Source organism: Streptomyces sp. NPDC054849 (assembly GCF_053610945.1).
This window is the reverse complement of sequence record NZ_JBSGZI010000001.1, coordinates 56185-71736: the sequence shown is the minus strand read 5'-3', so window position 1 is coordinate 71736 and position 15552 is coordinate 56185. Positions and strand designations below refer to the sequence as shown.

Annotated in this window: 13 protein-coding genes; 6 read left to right on the top strand and 7 right to left on the bottom strand. The window is 72.2% G+C overall.

Annotation, left to right across the window (positions count from 1 at the left end; genetic code table 11):
- On the bottom strand, nucleotides 1–705 hold the full coding sequence (locus tag ACWGIF_RS00330; RefSeq protein ID WP_453488656.1) for a succinate dehydrogenase: 705 nt from the start codon (nucleotides 703–705) through the stop codon (nucleotides 1–3).
- Nucleotides 706–777: 72 nt separating this feature from the next.
- Between ACWGIF_RS00330 and ACWGIF_RS00325 the strand changes: the two genes are divergently transcribed.
- The gene (locus tag ACWGIF_RS00325; protein ID WP_453488654.1) at nucleotides 778–1656 is read left to right on the top strand and encodes a LysR family transcriptional regulator; all 879 of its coding nucleotides are present in this window, start codon (nucleotides 778–780) and stop codon (nucleotides 1654–1656) included.
- Between the two features lie 52 nt (nucleotides 1657–1708).
- Here the strand turns inward: ACWGIF_RS00325 and ACWGIF_RS00320 are convergent, their stop codons facing one another.
- The gene (locus tag ACWGIF_RS00320) at nucleotides 1709–2353 is read right to left on the bottom strand and encodes a TetR/AcrR family transcriptional regulator (protein ID WP_453488651.1); all 645 of its coding nucleotides are present in this window, start codon (nucleotides 2351–2353) and stop codon (nucleotides 1709–1711) included.
- Between the two features lie 105 nt (nucleotides 2354–2458).
- Between ACWGIF_RS00320 and ACWGIF_RS00315 the strand changes: the two genes are divergently transcribed.
- Entirely contained in the window at nucleotides 2459–3538 is a 1080-nt protein-coding gene (locus ACWGIF_RS00315) for an FAD-dependent monooxygenase (protein ID WP_453488648.1), read from the top strand.
- An 86-nt stretch (nucleotides 3539–3624) separates the two neighbouring features.
- On the opposite strand, the gene ACWGIF_RS00310 is transcribed toward ACWGIF_RS00315, so the two are convergent.
- Nucleotides 3625–5778 (bottom strand): putative bifunctional diguanylate cyclase/phosphodiesterase, encoded by a 2154-nt coding sequence (locus ACWGIF_RS00310; protein WP_453489132.1) that lies wholly within the window; start codon nucleotides 5776–5778, stop codon nucleotides 3625–3627.
- Between the two features lie 80 nt (nucleotides 5779–5858).
- A complete protein-coding gene (locus tag ACWGIF_RS00305; RefSeq protein WP_453489129.1) occupies nucleotides 5859–6689 on the bottom strand; it encodes an SAM-dependent methyltransferase in 831 nt (276 codons plus the stop codon).
- A gap of 909 nt (nucleotides 6690–7598) precedes the next feature.
- On the opposite strand from ACWGIF_RS00305, the gene ACWGIF_RS00300 reads away from it, so the two are divergent.
- From ACWGIF_RS00300 to ACWGIF_RS00290, 3 genes are all read left to right on the top strand, one after another.
- On the top strand, nucleotides 7599–7751 hold the full coding sequence (locus ACWGIF_RS00300; RefSeq protein ID WP_453488646.1) for a hypothetical protein: 153 nt from the start codon (nucleotides 7599–7601) through the stop codon (nucleotides 7749–7751).
- A 30-nt stretch (nucleotides 7752–7781) separates the two neighbouring features.
- The gene (locus tag ACWGIF_RS00295) at nucleotides 7782–8552 is read left to right on the top strand and encodes a bestrophin-like domain (protein ID WP_453488643.1); all 771 of its coding nucleotides are present in this window, start codon (nucleotides 7782–7784) and stop codon (nucleotides 8550–8552) included.
- Between the two features lie 184 nt (nucleotides 8553–8736).
- Nucleotides 8737–9369 (top strand): hypothetical protein, encoded by a 633-nt coding sequence (locus ACWGIF_RS00290; RefSeq protein WP_453488640.1) that lies wholly within the window; start codon nucleotides 8737–8739, stop codon nucleotides 9367–9369.
- A 119-nt stretch (nucleotides 9370–9488) separates the two neighbouring features.
- On the opposite strand, the gene ACWGIF_RS00285 is transcribed toward ACWGIF_RS00290, so the two are convergent.
- Entirely contained in the window at nucleotides 9489–9989 is a 501-nt protein-coding gene (locus ACWGIF_RS00285; RefSeq protein WP_453488637.1) for a hypothetical protein, read from the bottom strand.
- 375 nt (nucleotides 9990–10364) lie between these two features.
- Here ACWGIF_RS00285 and ACWGIF_RS00280 point away from each other — a divergent pair, with 375 nt between their 5' ends.
- Nucleotides 10365–11027: a class F sortase gene (locus ACWGIF_RS00280; protein WP_453488634.1), complete on the top strand. Its 663-nt coding sequence runs from the start codon at nucleotides 10365–10367 to the stop codon at nucleotides 11025–11027.
- 195 nt (nucleotides 11028–11222) lie between these two features.
- Here ACWGIF_RS00280 and ACWGIF_RS00275 read toward each other — a convergent pair whose 3' ends face one another.
- Together ACWGIF_RS00275 and lysX are read right to left on the bottom strand one after the other, a co-directional pair.
- The gene (locus ACWGIF_RS00275) at nucleotides 11223–12113 is read right to left on the bottom strand and encodes a polysaccharide deacetylase family protein (RefSeq protein WP_453488631.1); all 891 of its coding nucleotides are present in this window, start codon (nucleotides 12111–12113) and stop codon (nucleotides 11223–11225) included.
- Nucleotides 12114–12204: 91 nt separating this feature from the next.
- Nucleotides 12205–15507, bottom strand: coding sequence for a bifunctional lysylphosphatidylglycerol synthetase/lysine--tRNA ligase LysX (gene lysX, locus ACWGIF_RS00270; protein WP_453488628.1), 3303 nt, complete (start codon nucleotides 15505–15507; stop codon nucleotides 12205–12207).
- Nucleotides 15508–15552: the final 45 nt, after the last annotated feature.

The window sequence follows — 15552 nt, the reverse complement described above, 5'->3', positions numbered from 1 at the left end:
TCAGTTCACCACTCCGGTCATGACGGCTACGGGGACGGACACGAAGCCGGCGAAGAGGACGAGGGCCAGCCCGTTGGCGAGGAACTTCAGCGTCCGGTCGCGTCGGGCGTTGCCCGCGCCGAGGGTCTGCGCCGCGCTCCAGAAGCCGTGCCGGACGTGCAGGCCGACGGCGGCCATCGCCACGATGTAGATCGTGTTCCCGTACCAGGTGGAGAAGGTGGCGAGGACGTTCTCGTAGGGGTGGCCGGCCCAGGCGCGCTCGTTGACCGTGAGCGTGGTGAGGTCGAGCAGGTGCCAGACGATGAACAGGCCGAGGATGATGCCGCCCCAGCGCATGGTGCGGGTGGCGTAGCTCGCGCGGCGGCGCCTGTGGGCGTACTTCACCGGGCGGGCCTTGATGTCGCGGCGGCTGAGCTGGTACGCGGACACGGCGTGGGCGACGACCGCGGCGAGCAGCAGCACGCGGACGATCCACAGGGCCCACTCGTGGTGGAGGAAGGGCGAGCCGAGGGTGCGCAGCCAGTGGGCGTAGCCGTTGAACTCGTCCGCCCCGAAAAAGATCTTGAGGTTGCCGAGCATGTGCACGACGAGGTAGCCGAGCATGATCAGGCCGGAGACCGCCATGACGGTCTTCTTGCCGATGGTGGAGTCCCAGACGGCCGATGCGGCGGAGCCGCCTGCCCGAGTACGCGTTGCCAAAGCCATGGAACCGACGGTAGGGACGAAGGACCCGAAAGGTCCAAGACATGATGCCGGTCATCTTGATAGACACCTCCTATGCAGTTTCAGCAGCTCCAGTACTTCGTGGCCGTCGCCGAGACCCGGCACTTCACCCGGGCAGCGGAACGGGTGCACGTGGCCCAGCCCTCGCTCTCTCAGCAGATCAAGGCGCTGGAACGGGAGTTGGGGGCCGAGCTCTTCAGTCGGGCGCGCGGGAACATCACGCTCACCGACGCGGGTGAGACCCTGCTGCCGCTGGCCCGGCGGATCCTGGCGGACGCGGACACCGCACGGCTCGAGGTGCAGGAACTGGCGCAGCTGCGCCGGGGGCGGGTCCGGCTGGGGGCCACGCCCAGCGTGTGCACGGGTTTTCTGCCGGACGTATTGCGGACCTACCACGCCGCGCACCCGGGGATCGAGCTGATGATCGAGGAGAGCGGTTCCCTCGACCTCGTACGGGAGCTCGCGCGCGGGGCCCTGGACCTCGCCCTGATCGCACTGCCGCTGCCGCCGTCGGCCCCGGCCCTGACCACGGTGGAGCTGCTGACGGAGGACCTTGTGGTGGTCTCCTCGACGGAGCGCCCGCCGCCTGGCGGGGGCGGTGAGCTGACCATCCCGGGGCTGCGCGACGAGCCGATGGTGATGTTCCGGCACGGCTACGACCTGCGGGAGCTGACCGTGACGGCCTGCCGCGCGGAGGGCTTCGAGCCGGTCTTCACGGTGGAGGGCGGCGAGATGGACGCGGTCCTCGGCTTCGTCAGGGCCGGGCTCGGCATCGCGGTGGTCCCGGCGATGGTGGTGGACCGGGCCGGCCCCGGCCTGCGGGCGACCTCGCTGGCCGGCTCCCCGCTGCGCCGCACGATCGCCCTGGCCCACCGCACCGACGTGGCTCCCCCGCGCGCGGCCCGCGAGCTGAAGCGCATGCTGGTGGGCTGAGACTCCGCCCGGCCGGGCGCGGGCCGGCCGGTCCTGCGCCGGCGCGGCGCCGTCATGCGCGGGATATGGGCAACTCCCGGTCGAGGCCGCCCGTGAGCATCCCGAAGGCAAGGTCGGCGTCGGCCACGGCGTCCGGATACACCTCGTCCGCGCTCCGGCCGACGTCGATCCGGCGCCAGTTCTCCCGACCCAGTTCCCGGCGCACCGTGACCAGGTGCAGGGCCGCCAGCCGCGCCGGGAGGGACGGTACGGACTCCGCCTCGAACACCGCGGCCAGCAGTTCCACTTCGCGTGCCGTGTAGTGGGTGAGCCGGGACTCCAGGCTCGCGGTGGAGTAGAGGAGTCGCTGGAACGCCAGGACGTTCGGGTGGTCGCAGAGGCCGGTGATGGGGTCGCGCTCGGCGAGGGCCGCCAGGAAGTGCGCATGCACCGCGTGCACGGGGCTCCGCCCGGCAGGCCGGTCGCGCACGATGCGGGCCGCTTCGTCCTGGTGGTCGGCGAAGCGGTCCAGCACGAGGTCCTCCTTGCTCGGGAAGTACCGGAACAGGGTGGGTTTGGAAACCTCCGCCGCGGCGGCGACGTCGGCCACCGACACGGCGTCGAAGCCTCGTTCCAGGAAGAGTTCCAGCGCCGTGGCCGCCAGATGGCGACGCGTACGGAGCTTCTTGTTCTCGCGCAGGTTCGTCGTGTTCTCCATGCACACAGCGTAGCACGAATAATTGACCGAGTTAATTTTTTAACCGGGTTGCTTTTTCGTGAGGAAGCCGCTTCTCTTGAAACAACGACGACGAGAGGACCTCCGATGACCGGCCGACCGACCGACGTACTGATCGCGGGCTCCGGCCCCACCGGCCTCACCCTGGCCTGCGACCTCGCCCATCGTGGCCTCGCGGTGCGCATCATCGACCAGCGGGCGGAGCCGCACCGCGAATCCCGCGGCAAGGGCCTCACCCCCGAGAGCATCGAGGCCTTTGGGCCGCTGGGGGTCGCGGAGCGCATGACGGACGTCGGCCGGGCGGGGGTGACTCTCCGCAAGTACTTCGACGGCGCACACATCGGCGACACCACCGTCGACGGCGGCCTGGTCGTCGGCCAGTGGCAGGTCGAGCAGGTGCTGCGCGAGCGGCTGTCGGAGCTCGGCGTGCACGTCGAGTACGGGGCCCGCCTGGCCGGGATCGTCCAGGACGCGGCGGGAGTGAGCGCGCAGCTCGCGGACGGCAGGTCCGTGCGCAGCCGCTATCTCGCCGGGTGCGACGGCGGCCGCAGCACGGTCCGTGGTCTCCTCGGGATCCCCTTCGAGGGGAGCACGGCGCAAGAGGAGGTCATGGTGCTGGGGGACGTGACGGCGCCGGGGCTGAGCCGGGAGTTCTGGCACCAGTGGTTCACTTCGGACGGCGGTGGCGTGCTGCTGTGCCCGATACCGGGGACGGACGGCTTCCAGCTGCAGGCCTCGCGGGAGCTGGACGAGCGGGGCGAGCCGCTGCCGCCCTCGCTGGAAAGCTTCCAGAGGCTGTTCGACCGGCACGCCAGGATGCCCGGGATCCGGCTGGCGCAGGCCACGTGGCTGTCGTCTTGGCGGGTCAACGTCCGCATGGCCACCCGGCTGCGGGAGGGCCGGGCGTTCCTCGCCGGGGACGCAGCGCACGTCCACCCGATAGCCGGCGGGCTCGGCATGAACACCGGGATCCAGGACGCGGTCGCCCTCGGCCGCACCCTGGCCGCAGCGCTCGCCGGGCCGGCCGATGAGCACATACTCGTTGCCTACGAGGCGGAGCGCCTGCCGGTGGCGGCGGAGCTGCTGGCGGACACCTCGCGGCGGATGGAGCAGGTGCTGGCTGCGGTCCGTGAGCCTGGCGTCGGGACGGAGGCGGGCCTGGGCTGACCGACCCCGCGGCCCCCCCCGCCGCCGCCCCGGAGGACCCCGGTCATGCCTTCGCGGACGGGCCGGGGGGCGGCGGCGGAGCCGGGTCAGGACGCGGTGGGCACCGCGTCCGAGAGGGACAGGGTGTGGATGCGGTCGGGGGCACCTGGCCGGGCATAGTACCAGCCCTGGGCGGTGTCGCAGCCGAGGGCGCGCAGCTGGGCGGCCTGGACCCCGGTCTCCACGCCTTCGACGGTGACGGCGAGTTCGAGGCTGTGGGCCAGGGCGACGATTCCCTCCACGATCTTGACGTCGACCGGGTTGGCCGGCTGCTGCTGCATCCCCTGGGTGAAGGAGCGGTCGAGCTTCAGGACGCTGACCGGCAGGCGCCGCAGGTTGGCCAGGTTCGAGTAGCCGGTGCCGAAGTCGTCCAGGGCGATGTCCACGCCGAGGGCGGCCAGCCGGCGCAGCGGCTCCAGGAGTTCGTCGTCTGCGCCTATCAGGGCCGACTCGGTGACCTCCAGGCAGAGCGCGCCCGGTGCGAGGCCGGACTTCTCCAGCACCGCCACGGTGTCGGCCACCAGGCCGGGGTGGTGCAGCTGGGTCGGCGAGAGGTTGACGTTGATCCGCAGGGCCGCGCCCCCGTGCTGGCGCTGCCAGATGCGGGCCTGGCGGACGGCCTCCTCCAGGACCCAGCGGCCGAGCGGCACGATCAGCCCGGTCCGCTCGGCGAGCGGGATGAAGCGGTCCGGGCCGAGCACCCCGTACTGCGGGTGCGACCAGCGCACGAGTGCCTCGGCCCCGTGCACGCTGCCGTCGCGCATGTGGACCAGCGGCTGGTACTCGATGAAGAACTCGCCGCGTTCCAGCGCCGCCGGCAGGGCGTTGGTCAGGCCGTGGCGGGTGATCGCGCGGGCGTCGGCCTCGGCGTCGGCGAATTCGAAGCGGTTGCCGCCGGCCGCCTTGGCCCGGTACATCGTGATGTCGGCGCTGCGCAGCACCTCCGCCGGGGTGCGTTCCTTGGCCCGGCCCTCGACGATGCCGATGCTCCCCCGGACCGTCAGTTCCCGGCCCTCCAGCCGGATGGGCGTGGAGAGGGCGGTCAGGATGCGCACCGCGAGGTCGGTCACCTTCTCCTCGGTGTCGGAGCCGGTGGTCAGGGCGACGAACTCGTCGCCGCCGAGCCGGGCGACCACCTCGCCGGGGCCGGTGGCGCAGCTCTGCAGCCGGTCGGCCACCTCCACCAGCAGCCGGTCCCCCGCCGAGTGCCCGAGGCTGTCGTTGACCGTCTTGAAGCCGTCGAGGTCCAGGTAGCACAGGCCGTAGCGGCTGCCGCCGGCCCCGCTGAGGGCCTTCTCCAGCCGTTCGAAGAACAGCGTCCGGTTGGGCAGCCCGGTGAGGGCGTCGTGGGTGGCCTCGTAGCGCAGGCGCAGGTTCAGCAGACGGCGTTCGGTGGTGTCCTCCATGAGCGCCAGCTGGTACTGCGGCTTCCCCTCGGCGTCGCGCAGCAGCGACACCGTCAGGTTGGTCCACAGCACGGTCCCGTCGTGCCGGTAGTACGGCTTCTCCACCCGGTAGCTCTCGCGCTCGCCCCGCACCAGCTCGCCGTACATCCGCCAGACGTGCGGCGTGTCGTCGGGGTGGCCCCACTCGCTGACGTTGCGGCTGCGGACGTGTCCCTCCAGGCCGCCGAACATCTGCAGGAGCGTGTCGTTGACCTCCAGGACGTTCCCGTCGAGGTCGGCGATGCCGATGCCGACGGCCGCGCCCTCGAAGACCGCGCGGAAGCGCTCCTCGCTCGCGTGCAGGGCCTGCTGGGCATCGGTGCGGGCGGTCAGCGCGGAGCGGGCGATGGCCTCCTGCTCGCCGAGGGTGCGCTCGCGCAGGGCCCGGGCGTATCCCGCCGCGATGCCGTGCTGGAGCCGGGCGCAGCGGGAGCGGTACTCCTCGGTGCCCTCCACCCCGGAGCCCTCGGGTCCGTCCGGGCCGCAGTAGAGCACCAGGTACGACTCGACCACGCCGAGGGTGCCCGCCAGGGCCTCGGGGTCGGTGCAGTGCACGGCGACGAGGTCCGCCCCCACCCGCTGGGCGACGGTCGCGTCGAACGGCCGGGCGCGCAGGGCCTCGGTGAGCGTCCGGGTGAGCGGCACGAGGTGGCGTTCGAACTCGGTCCGGGTCAGCGAGGTGGCCGTGACCGGGAAGATGGCCCGGCCCCAGATCGTCGCGAAGCGGGCGATCCGGTCCTCGATGCCGCCGTTCAGAGCCGCCTCGGAGCCGGCGGCCGGTGCGGCGGCGGGCGCCGCGGCGGTGTGCGGCGCGCCCGCCGTCTGTGCCGGAAGTCTCACGCCTTGCGTCCCACGCCGCCGTAGCCCGAGAAGGCGTAGGGGTTCTCAGGTGCCTCGCCGTCCTCCGGGTCCTCGGACCGGTCGGGCCGCCAGTCGGGCATGGAGACCAGGCCGGGCTCCAGCAGATCGAACCCGTCGAAGAAGCCGCGGATCTGCTCGTTGGTGCGCATGACGAGGGGGTTGCGGATGTCCCGGTAGACGCCGACGACTTCGCCCGCGACCTCCTGCGTCAGCGGGATCCCCTCGAACGAGGCGTGCGTGAGGATCAGCAGGCTGCCGGGGGCCAGCGCGTCGCGCAGCTCGGCGACGGCGGCGTACGGGTCGTCCGCGTCCTCCAGGAAGTGCAGGACCGCGACGAGCAACAGAGCGACCGGGCGGTCGAAGTCGATCAGCCGGCCGACCTCGGGGGCGGCCAGGATCTCCTTCGGCCGGCGCAGGTCGGCGGCGACGATGTCGGTGCGCTCGTCGCCGACGAGGACGGCGTGGCTGTGCGCGACGGCCACCGGGTCGTGGTCGACGTAGACCACGTGCGCCTCCGGGCTGGCGGCCCGGGCGATCTCGTGGACATTGCCGAAGGTGGGGATGCCGGAGCCGATGTCGAGGAACTGCGTGACGCCCTCGGCGACGGCGTGCCGGACGGCGCGGCGCATGAATGCCCGGTTGGCCTGCATGATCTTGGGCAGTCCCGGCATGAATTCCATGGCGCGGCGGGCCGCCTGGCGGTCGACCTCGAAATTGTGGGACCCGCCCAGGTAGTAATCGTAGATGCGGGACACGCTCGGCACCGATATGTCGATGCCTGGCGGGGCCCAGGCGGGGCGCTCCATCGGGGTCTCCAAGCGTTGTTCCTGCGGCGGTCCGTGCGGGGGCGGACTCCTGTCCGAGCCGAATGTACTGATCATTGCCCAACAGGGCGAGCAAAAGCGGAAATTGGCGATCCGTTCTTCGTCACACACCAAAGGCCCCCGCGGCACCCGGCGGGGCGATTGACCGTTACCGACACATCCCTTTTGAGAATTGACCGGTGGATGATCATACCGGGTACAGGCTCTCATCGAAGGTGGCTCAAACCTCTCTGGTCTCCGCTCCACCCGTTCAGGCGAACCGGGGCCGAGGCCCGCGTGCGCGGGCGGCCGCGGGCCCATGCTCCCCGGGTGAACAGAGCCTGTACCAGGCGCCTGCTGGCGGTCCCGGTCCTGTTGTGGGCGGCCTTGTCCGTCACGCCGGCCGTGGCTGATAGCCGCGCCTACGCGACGACCGGATCCGGCGACGGCACGACCGCCACCGCCGTGGTCGCGGGGGCCGCCGCCGGCGGCCGCGGAGGCGGCCCGGGTGGCGGACATCACGGTGGTGACCGCGGGTCCGAACGCGGCTCCGACCACAGCTCCGACCACGGGAAAGGCCGTGGCGGGAGCCATGGCGGAGGCCGTCACGGCCGCCCGCACTGCCCACCGCCCCCGCCTCCGCCGCCGTGCCCGCCCGAACCGACACCGAAACCCACGCCGCCGCCACCGCCGCCCCCCACGCCCCCACCGCCCAAGCCCACGCCTCCCCCGGAGCCGACACCGACACCGCCACCGCCACCGCCACCGCCGGCGGCCAAACCGGCACCCAAACCCGTACCGAAGCCCGTCCGGCCCGAACCGGCCCCACCGAAGCCGGCGCCGGCACCGCCGCGCGCGGTCAAGGCGCCCCCACCGCCACCGCCCGCCCCGCCGCCGCCGGCGGCAGCCCCCGTGGTGACCCCGCCGCCGCCGAAACCGGTGGCCCGCCCGGCATACCGAGCAGCCGCCCGCAAACCGGCCGAGCACCACATCTCGCCGGTCACCTTCACCCTGCTGACCGCGGCTCCCGCAGTGCTCGCGATCGTCGCCCTGCGCCCTCGTTAGTTCCCCACCTGTTATCGATCGGGAGTCATCTTGTCGGAATGGCTCGTCCTGTCCATCGCGATGGCCGCGGCCTGTGCCGTGGTGCTGTCCATCGCCTTCTTCAATCACCGCAGGATCGGCGAGGACGACGATCCGAGTGAAACCCCGGACGTCATCGAGTACATGACGATGATGATCGGAGTGATCTACGCGATCGTGCTGGGCCTGGCGATCGCCGGCGTCTGGGAGGGCCGCGGCGCCGCCCAGGAATACGTGCGCCAGGAGGCGCAGGCCCTGCACGAGATCAGCGTCCGTTCCCAGGTCTACCCGGCCGAGGTGCGCGAAAGGATCCGGTCCGACGTCGACGCGTACGTGACGTACGTGGTGGACACGGAATGGAGGGTGATGGCCGACCGCGGCGAGCTCACGGACCGCGGCGGGGAGCTGCTGGAACGTATCCGCCGGGACGTCACGGACTACGAACCGCAGACCGACCACGAGGGACAGGCGTACCAGCCGCTGGTCGACCAGGTCGCCGTGGCCGACGACGCCCGCAGTGCGCGCGGCCAGAGCGCTGGGGCCACCATGCCGGGCGTGGTGTGGTTCGGGCTGATCGCCGGAGCCCTGGTGACGGTGGGCCTGATCTTCACCCTGCAGATCAGGCGGTCGTTCCGGGAGTTGCTGCTGGCCGGGCTGTTCAGCGCGCTCATCGCATTCCTGCTGTTCCTGATCTGGGACTTCGACGCGCCGTTCGGGCGGGGCATCGCAGCCACCGCCGAACCCTTCCTCGCGCAGTTCTCCCACCTGGACCTCGGTGGCTGACAGCCGCCCGGTAAACCGGGGACGGGCCTCCTGTCCCCGGTTCGGCCCAACGTCATGCCCCATTCGCCCGTTCCTGATCGCGGGTCACCGTGCCCGCGCCTAGCGTGGCGGACATCGAGGCGCACGACCCCCCACGTGCGGAAACCGTTCCGCGGCTGCTCCTCGGGGATCCGGAGAATCAACCATGGGTGCGATACGTACCTCCGCCACCGCCCTGCTGAGCGCCGGCGCCACGGGCGCCGTACTCGCGCTCGGCGCCCTCGGCGCGCCCGCCGCGACCGCGGCCGATGCCCAGGTCACCTCGTTCGGCTTCACCCTCACCCCCTCGACCGTCGCCCCCGGCGGCCAGGTGGTGCTCGCGGTCAGCGGCTGCAACGCCGCCTACGTCACCGCCTCCTCAGGGGTCTTCGACACCGTGAGCATCGCGCGCGGCCAGACCGTACGGGTCACGGTGGACCGGGACGCCCGGCGCGGGGCCCTCTACTCGGTCTCGTTCACCTGCAACGGGGAGACGGGCTCCGCCGACCTCACGATCGCCGGCGGCACGACCACACCGACCACGAGCTCCACGACGACGGCCACCGCCCCAGCCGTCGCCAGCCCTGTCGCCAGCCCCGTCGCCACCGCCCCCGCCAGCCCCGTCCGCACCGCCCCGCTCACGACCCCGACCTCCGCCCGCGGTGTCCGCGGCGGTCTGGGCGGCAGCGTGGCCGGCATGGACCCGCTGGAACTCGGCGCGGGCGTCGGCCTCTTCCTGGCCGCCGCGGCCGGTACCGCGTACGCGCTGCGCCGCCGTGGTTCCGCCCGCGGTCACTGACTCGACTCCCGGACGCCACCGCCCGTCACCGCCCGCTACCGCCGGTCGCCCCGAGCCCTGGCCTGGGGACTCGGGGCGACCGTCGGTGGCGGGGTTGCCTGACCGGGGAGGTCGGCCGGTCAGGTCCGGCCGCGGAGCGGGCGGCGACGGCGCATCACGTGTGCACCCGCGCCGAGCGCCGCCGCGCCGACGAGGCCCGCGCCGATGGCGGTCTCGGCGGCGGACGGGCCGAAGGATCCGCCGATGCCGCCCTGCGCGGGGTTGCCCTCGAGGATCCTGAAGCGGGCCGTGGCGACCAGGTTGCTGTCGTTGCACTTGACCGACAGCGTGTGGGTGCCCGGCGAGGCGTGGTTGAAGATGCGGACGGTGGCGAAGCCGATCGACCCGGCGGACAGGTTGGCCGGCGGAAAGTTACCGTGCGAGGTGACGGTACCGCCGTGTCCGCAGCCCGACGCGCTCACCTGCATCGTTGATCCCTGGTGCACGGCGTACGGGTTGACCGAGATGTTGCTGGGCCCGCCGTTCCCACCCTGCGGGGGGTTCGCAGAGGCGAACGGGGCACTGAGGCCGATCGCGGCGCAGGCTGCCGCCGTCACGGTAAGAGCGCGCAAGACACGCATGGTGGAACCTCCAGCGGGAAGCGCCCCGGAGCGTCGGCCCCGGATGATCGACGAGAACGCCTCCCACATCGAACCCTCGGGTCGTCGCGCAAGCTCCGCATTTCCGGCTTTGGGCCGCCCGGTTGAGCGACACGCCGAAGCACGGACGGCGAGGCTGACGGATCCGCAGGTCACGACCCGTCAGGCATTTATGTGACGATTACCTAAATGGGCGCATCCCTTCCGGCCCCCTCGGGCTCCTTCCGGGGCCGCGGCCACCCGTTCGCCCTCCCCCTCTCGCCGTCCTGCCCACTCGGCCTTAGCGTGCGTGAAGTAGGGCGTACGGGGGCGGGACGGGAACGCGGGTCGGGACCCCCGCGTCGGGAAGGGAGAACGATGGGCGAGGACGAGACCGGGCAGTCACGCAAACGCTCACCGTGGGGCGTGCTCGCCCTGGTCATGCTCACCGGCCTCGCCATGGTGCGCAACGGTGTGGAAGTCGAAGACGGACCGCCCCAGCCCACCGCTGCCTCGGCCGTGGCGGTGACGGCGGATCAGCTGCCGGCGAATCCGCCGACGGCGCCGGCCGGCATGGCGGTGCTGGAGCACTCGTCGGTGCAGCGCATCCGGATTCCCACGATCGGCGTGGACGCACCGGTGATGACGGTCGGCCTGGACGAGGAGGGCTGGATCGAGGCCCCGCCTCCGCAGGACCGCAATCTGGCCGGCTGGTACCTCAACGGCATCTCCCCCGGCCAGCAGGGGTCGGCGGTGATCGTGGGTCACGTGGACAACGCGCAGGGCCCGACGGTCTTCTACGGCCTGGGCTCGGTCAAGCCGGGCAGCCAGGTCGAGGTCGAGCGGTACGACGGGCGCACGGCGGTGTTCGAGGTGTACGGCGTGGAGGTGTTCTCCAAGGAGGCGTTCCCCGGGGCCCGGGTGTACGGGGACACCGGGCACGCGGAACTCCGGGTGATCACCTGCGGAGGCGGGTATTCCAAGGGCCGCGGCTACGACGGGAACGTGGTCGTCTTCGCCCGCATGGTGGCGACCCGCTGACGGCGAGGCCGAGATCGAGGCCGAGATCGAGGGCTGGGCCGGGGCCGGGGCCGGGATCCCGGCTCCGGTCCGGTGCACGTCATGGCCGGGGGATACGGCATGTCCACGTGGCCGGCGGCGGAGCAGATCCACGGGGTGATGTCCGTGCCGTCGAGGGTCGGCCATCCGATGCGGTCGCGGCCGCCGGGATCGAGGTCAGCGGCGCGGCGTCGTCGGGAAGACGGGCAGGGTCATCCGGTAGCCCCGCGCGAGGAGTTGGGGCAGGTAGGAGGAGACCGCCCGGACACTCTGGGCGCGGTTGCCGCCCGCGTCGTGGTTCAGCACGATCACACCGGGGCCGGCGCCGCCCAGGACCCTGGAGACGATCGTGGCGGTCCCGGGCTCCTTCCAGTCCAGGGTGTCCACGGTCCAGGCGAGCGGCTCCATGCCCAGCTCGGCCCCGATCTCGAAGGCGGCCCGGTTCCACGCACCGTACGGCGCCCTGAACCACAACGGCGCCTCGCCCACCGCCTGTTGTACGACCTCGCTCGTCCGGCCGATCTCGGAGGCCAGGGCCGGACGGCTGAGCTTGGGGATGAGCGGGTGGGTCCAGGTGTGGTTGCCGATGACGTGCCCCTCGGCGGTCATCCGGCGCAGCAGGTCTAGGTTCTCCGCGGCCATCTCCCCGCAGACGAAGAACATCGCGCGTACGTCGTACCGGGCGAGGGTGTCGAGGATGTCCGGTGTGTAGCGGGGGTCGGGCCCGTCGTCGAAGGTGAGCACCATGGCGCTCGCCGAGGACTCGTCGGCCGGGAGCCCCAGAATGGGCCGGGTCCGAACGGCCGGCTTGACGGCGGCCGGCCGGGCGGGGACCTCCGATGTCATGGGGCGCAGCCGGTAGGACTTCTCGGACAGCCTCTGGGCGGACACCCCCGGCGCTCCGGCGGCGGGGTTCGGACCCGGCCCGGCCGCGGGGCCACCCGGCCCCGGCGCGGCGGGCATACCGCCCTCACGGCCCGAGGTGATGAGTCCGGCGGCTGCGACTCCGAGGAGGACGGCGGTCCGCAGGACCGCCCGTCGCCCTACTGTCGGCTCGTCATTTTTCATTATTACTACGTATCAACGACATCGCCGCAGATGTCGAGAGGCGCGGACGCACCCCCTGCCCGTCACCCGCTCGGACCAGCCGTCCGGCCGGTCAGCCGCGCCGTACCAGGGGGAACGGGAGGGTCTCGCGGATCGTCAGGCCCGTGAGGAACATGACGAGGCGGTCCACGCCGATGCCCAGGCCGCCCGTCGGCGGCATCGCGTACTCCAGGGCGTCCAGGAAGTCGTTGTCGAGTTCCATGGCCTCAGGGTCGCCGCCCGCCGCGAGCAGGGACTGGGCGGTGAGCCTGCGCCGCTGCTCGACCGGGTCGGTCAGCTCCGAGTAGGCGGTGCCCAGTTCGGTGCCGAAGGCGACCAGGTCCCAGCGCTCGGCGAGCCTCGGGTCCACGCGGTGCTGGCGGGTGAGCGGGGAGACGTCGGTGGGGAAGTCCTTGTAGAAGGTGGGCAGCTGAGTCCGCTCCTCCACCAGCCGCTCGTACATCTCCAGGACCACGTCGCCGCGGGTGTCCTCGGGGGCGTGCGGGACGCCCGCCCGGTCGCACAGTCGGCGCAGCACGTGCTCCTCGGTGTCGGCGTCGACCTCCTCGCCGAGGGCCTCGCCGATCGCCCCGTACATGGTCTTGACCGGCCAGGGCCCGGAGATGTCGTGGACCACGAGCTTCCCGTCCGGTCCGGCCTTGTGGGCGACGGGCGATCCGAAGGCGGCGGTGGCGGCGCCCTGGATCAGTTCGCGCGTGAGGTCGAGCATCACGTCGTAGTCGGCGAAGGCCTGGTAGGCCTCCAGCATCGTGAACTCGGGGTTGTGCTTGTAGGAGACGCCTTCGTTGCGGAAGGTGCGGCCCATCTCGAAGACCTTCTCCATGCCGCCGACGCAGAGTCGCTTGAGGTACAGCTCGGGTGCGATGCGCAGGTACAGGTCGAGGTCGTAGGCGTTGATGTGGGTGCGGAAGGGCCGGGCGTTGGCGCCGCCGTGGATCTGCTGGAGCATCGGGGTCTCGACCTCCAGGTAGCCCCGGTCGAGCAGTCCCTGGCGCAGGGCCTGGACGGCGCTGGAGCGTGCCCGTACGACGTCGCGTGCGCCGGGGCTCGCGACGAGGTCGAGGTAGCGGCGTCGGACCCTGGCCTCCGGGTCGGCGAGGCCCTTTCGCTTGTCGGGGAGGGGGCGCAGGCACTTGCCGGTGAGCTGCCAGGACCTGACCACGAGGGACGGCTCGCCGGCCCTGCTGGCGCCGGCCTCGCCGGTCACGAGCACGTGGTCGCCGAAGTCGACCTGGGAGGTGAAGGAGTCCAGTACGGCGGCCCCGGCCTCGTCGCGGGTGAGCATCAGCTGTATGTCCCCGGACCAGTCGCGCAGGACGGCGAAGACCACGCCGCCGAGGTCCCGCACGATCATCACCCGTCCGGCGAGGGTGGCATGTTCGCCGGACCGGGCGCCGGGCGGGTGGCCGGGGTGCGCGGCTTTCAGCTGGGCGACCGTGTGGGTGCGCGGGCGGAGTCCCACCGGGTAGGGGTCGGTGCCGGCCGCCCGGATGCGCTCCAGCTTGGCGTGGCGGACGCGGACCTGCTCGGGCAGCCGTTCGGCCGTGGCTCCCGCGCCCTCCCTTTCGACGGCGTCCAGGCCCAGCGCGTCGATGGGGGGCAGCCCCTCGGTGGTGACGGGGGCGGTGAGGCCCTTGGGATGGCCGTTGCCCCACAGGGTGCGCAGGCTGGGTACGGAGACGAAGCCCTCGGCGATGCCGGAGGCGAGACTGACCCGGGCGAGCGAGCCGGCGTCCTGGTAGCAGAGGAATCGCGGATACCACTCGGGGCCGTACTTGACGTTCGAGCGGTACAGCGCCTCCAGCTGCCACCAGCGGGAGAAGAAGAGCAGCAGCTTGCGCCACAGCTTGAGGACGGGTCCGGCGCCGATCCGGCCGCCCTCCTCGAAGGCGGAGCGGAAGACGGCGAAGTTGAGGGAGATCCTGCGCACGCCGAGGCCCGGGGCTGCGGCGCACAGCTCGGCGACCATGAACTCCATGACCCCGTTGGGAGCCGTGCGGTCGCGGCGCATCAGGTCGAGCGAGATGCCGTCCTTGCCCCAGGGGACGAAGGAGAGCAGGGCGATCAGCTCGCCCTTGTCGTCGAAGGCCTCGACCAGCAGGCAGTCCCCGTCGGCGCGGTCGCCGAGCCGGTCCAGGGCCATGGAGAAGCCGCGTTCGGTCTCGGTGTCCCGCCAGCGGTCGGCCCGGTCGACGATGGTCTGCATCTCGTCCTCGGAGAGGGCCGAGTGGCGGCGGATGAGGGTGGTGGCACCGGCCCGCCGGACCCGGTTGACGGCCTGGCGGGTGACGCGCATGTCGCGACCGTCGAGGTCGAAGTGGGCGACGTGCAGGATGGCCTCGTCGCCGAGCTGGAGCGCGCTCAGTCCGGAACGGGCGTAGGCGGTGGCGCCGTCCTCGGAGGCGCCCATGACGGCGGGTGCCCAGCCGTAGCGGCGGGCCACGGCCAGCCAGGCGTCGATGGCGGGGGTCCAGGCGGCGGGGTCGCCCACCGGGTCGCCGCTGGCGAGGCAGACGCCGGCCTCCACGCGGTAGGTGACGGCGCCCCTGCCGTTGGGGGCGAAGACGACGGCCTTGTCGCGGCGGGTGGCGAAGTAGCCGAGGGAGTCGTTGCGCCCGTAGGCCCCGAGGAGGGCACGGATGCGGGGCTCCTCGTCCCCGTGCAGGGCGGCGGTCAGGCGCTGGGAGCGGAAGAGGGTCACGGCGGCGTTCAGCAGGGCGAGGGCGCCGAAGAGGCCGAGCAGGAAGGACAGCGGGCGGGGCGGGCGGCCGTCGAACTGCCGGGCGGAGAAGAGGCCGCCGAAGACCTCCTTGGCCGCCCAGTCCAGCCACTGGCTCCTGGGCAGGGAGCCGGGGAAGAGGGCGACGAGCCCCCAGCCCACCAGGACGGCGGCGAGCAGGCCGAGGCCGAGCACGATCAGGGCGTGCCACAGGGCCCCGGGCCGGGAGTCCGCGTAGAACTCGTCGCGGGCCGCGATCAGCAGGGCCATGGCGGCGACGGCGAGGATCAGGGAGGAGACGCCGATCCAGTAGTCGCCGACGGCGATGTCCAGCACGTCGTCGACGATCAGCAGGGCCAGATAGGTGATGACGATCCACCAGGCGACCTTCTTGCGGGTGCCGAGGGCCGCGGCGAGGAGGAAGAGGAAGACGGCGTAGGCGAGGTTCGCGCTGACCGGGACGACGATCAGGTCGAGGAACCGCACGACGTGCCGCAGGATCCGCCGCAGCGTCGGGGAGAGCGAAAGGAGCGCGCACAGCAGGCCGAGCGTTCCGAAGAACGCGCCGAACCCGTCGGGCACCCGGTTCAGGAAGCGGTTCCGGGTACCGCGCGTCTGCTCCACGGTGGCACTCATGGTTCGCACTGTAGGGAGGGCGGCGCCGGTGCGCGCGCCGAGCCG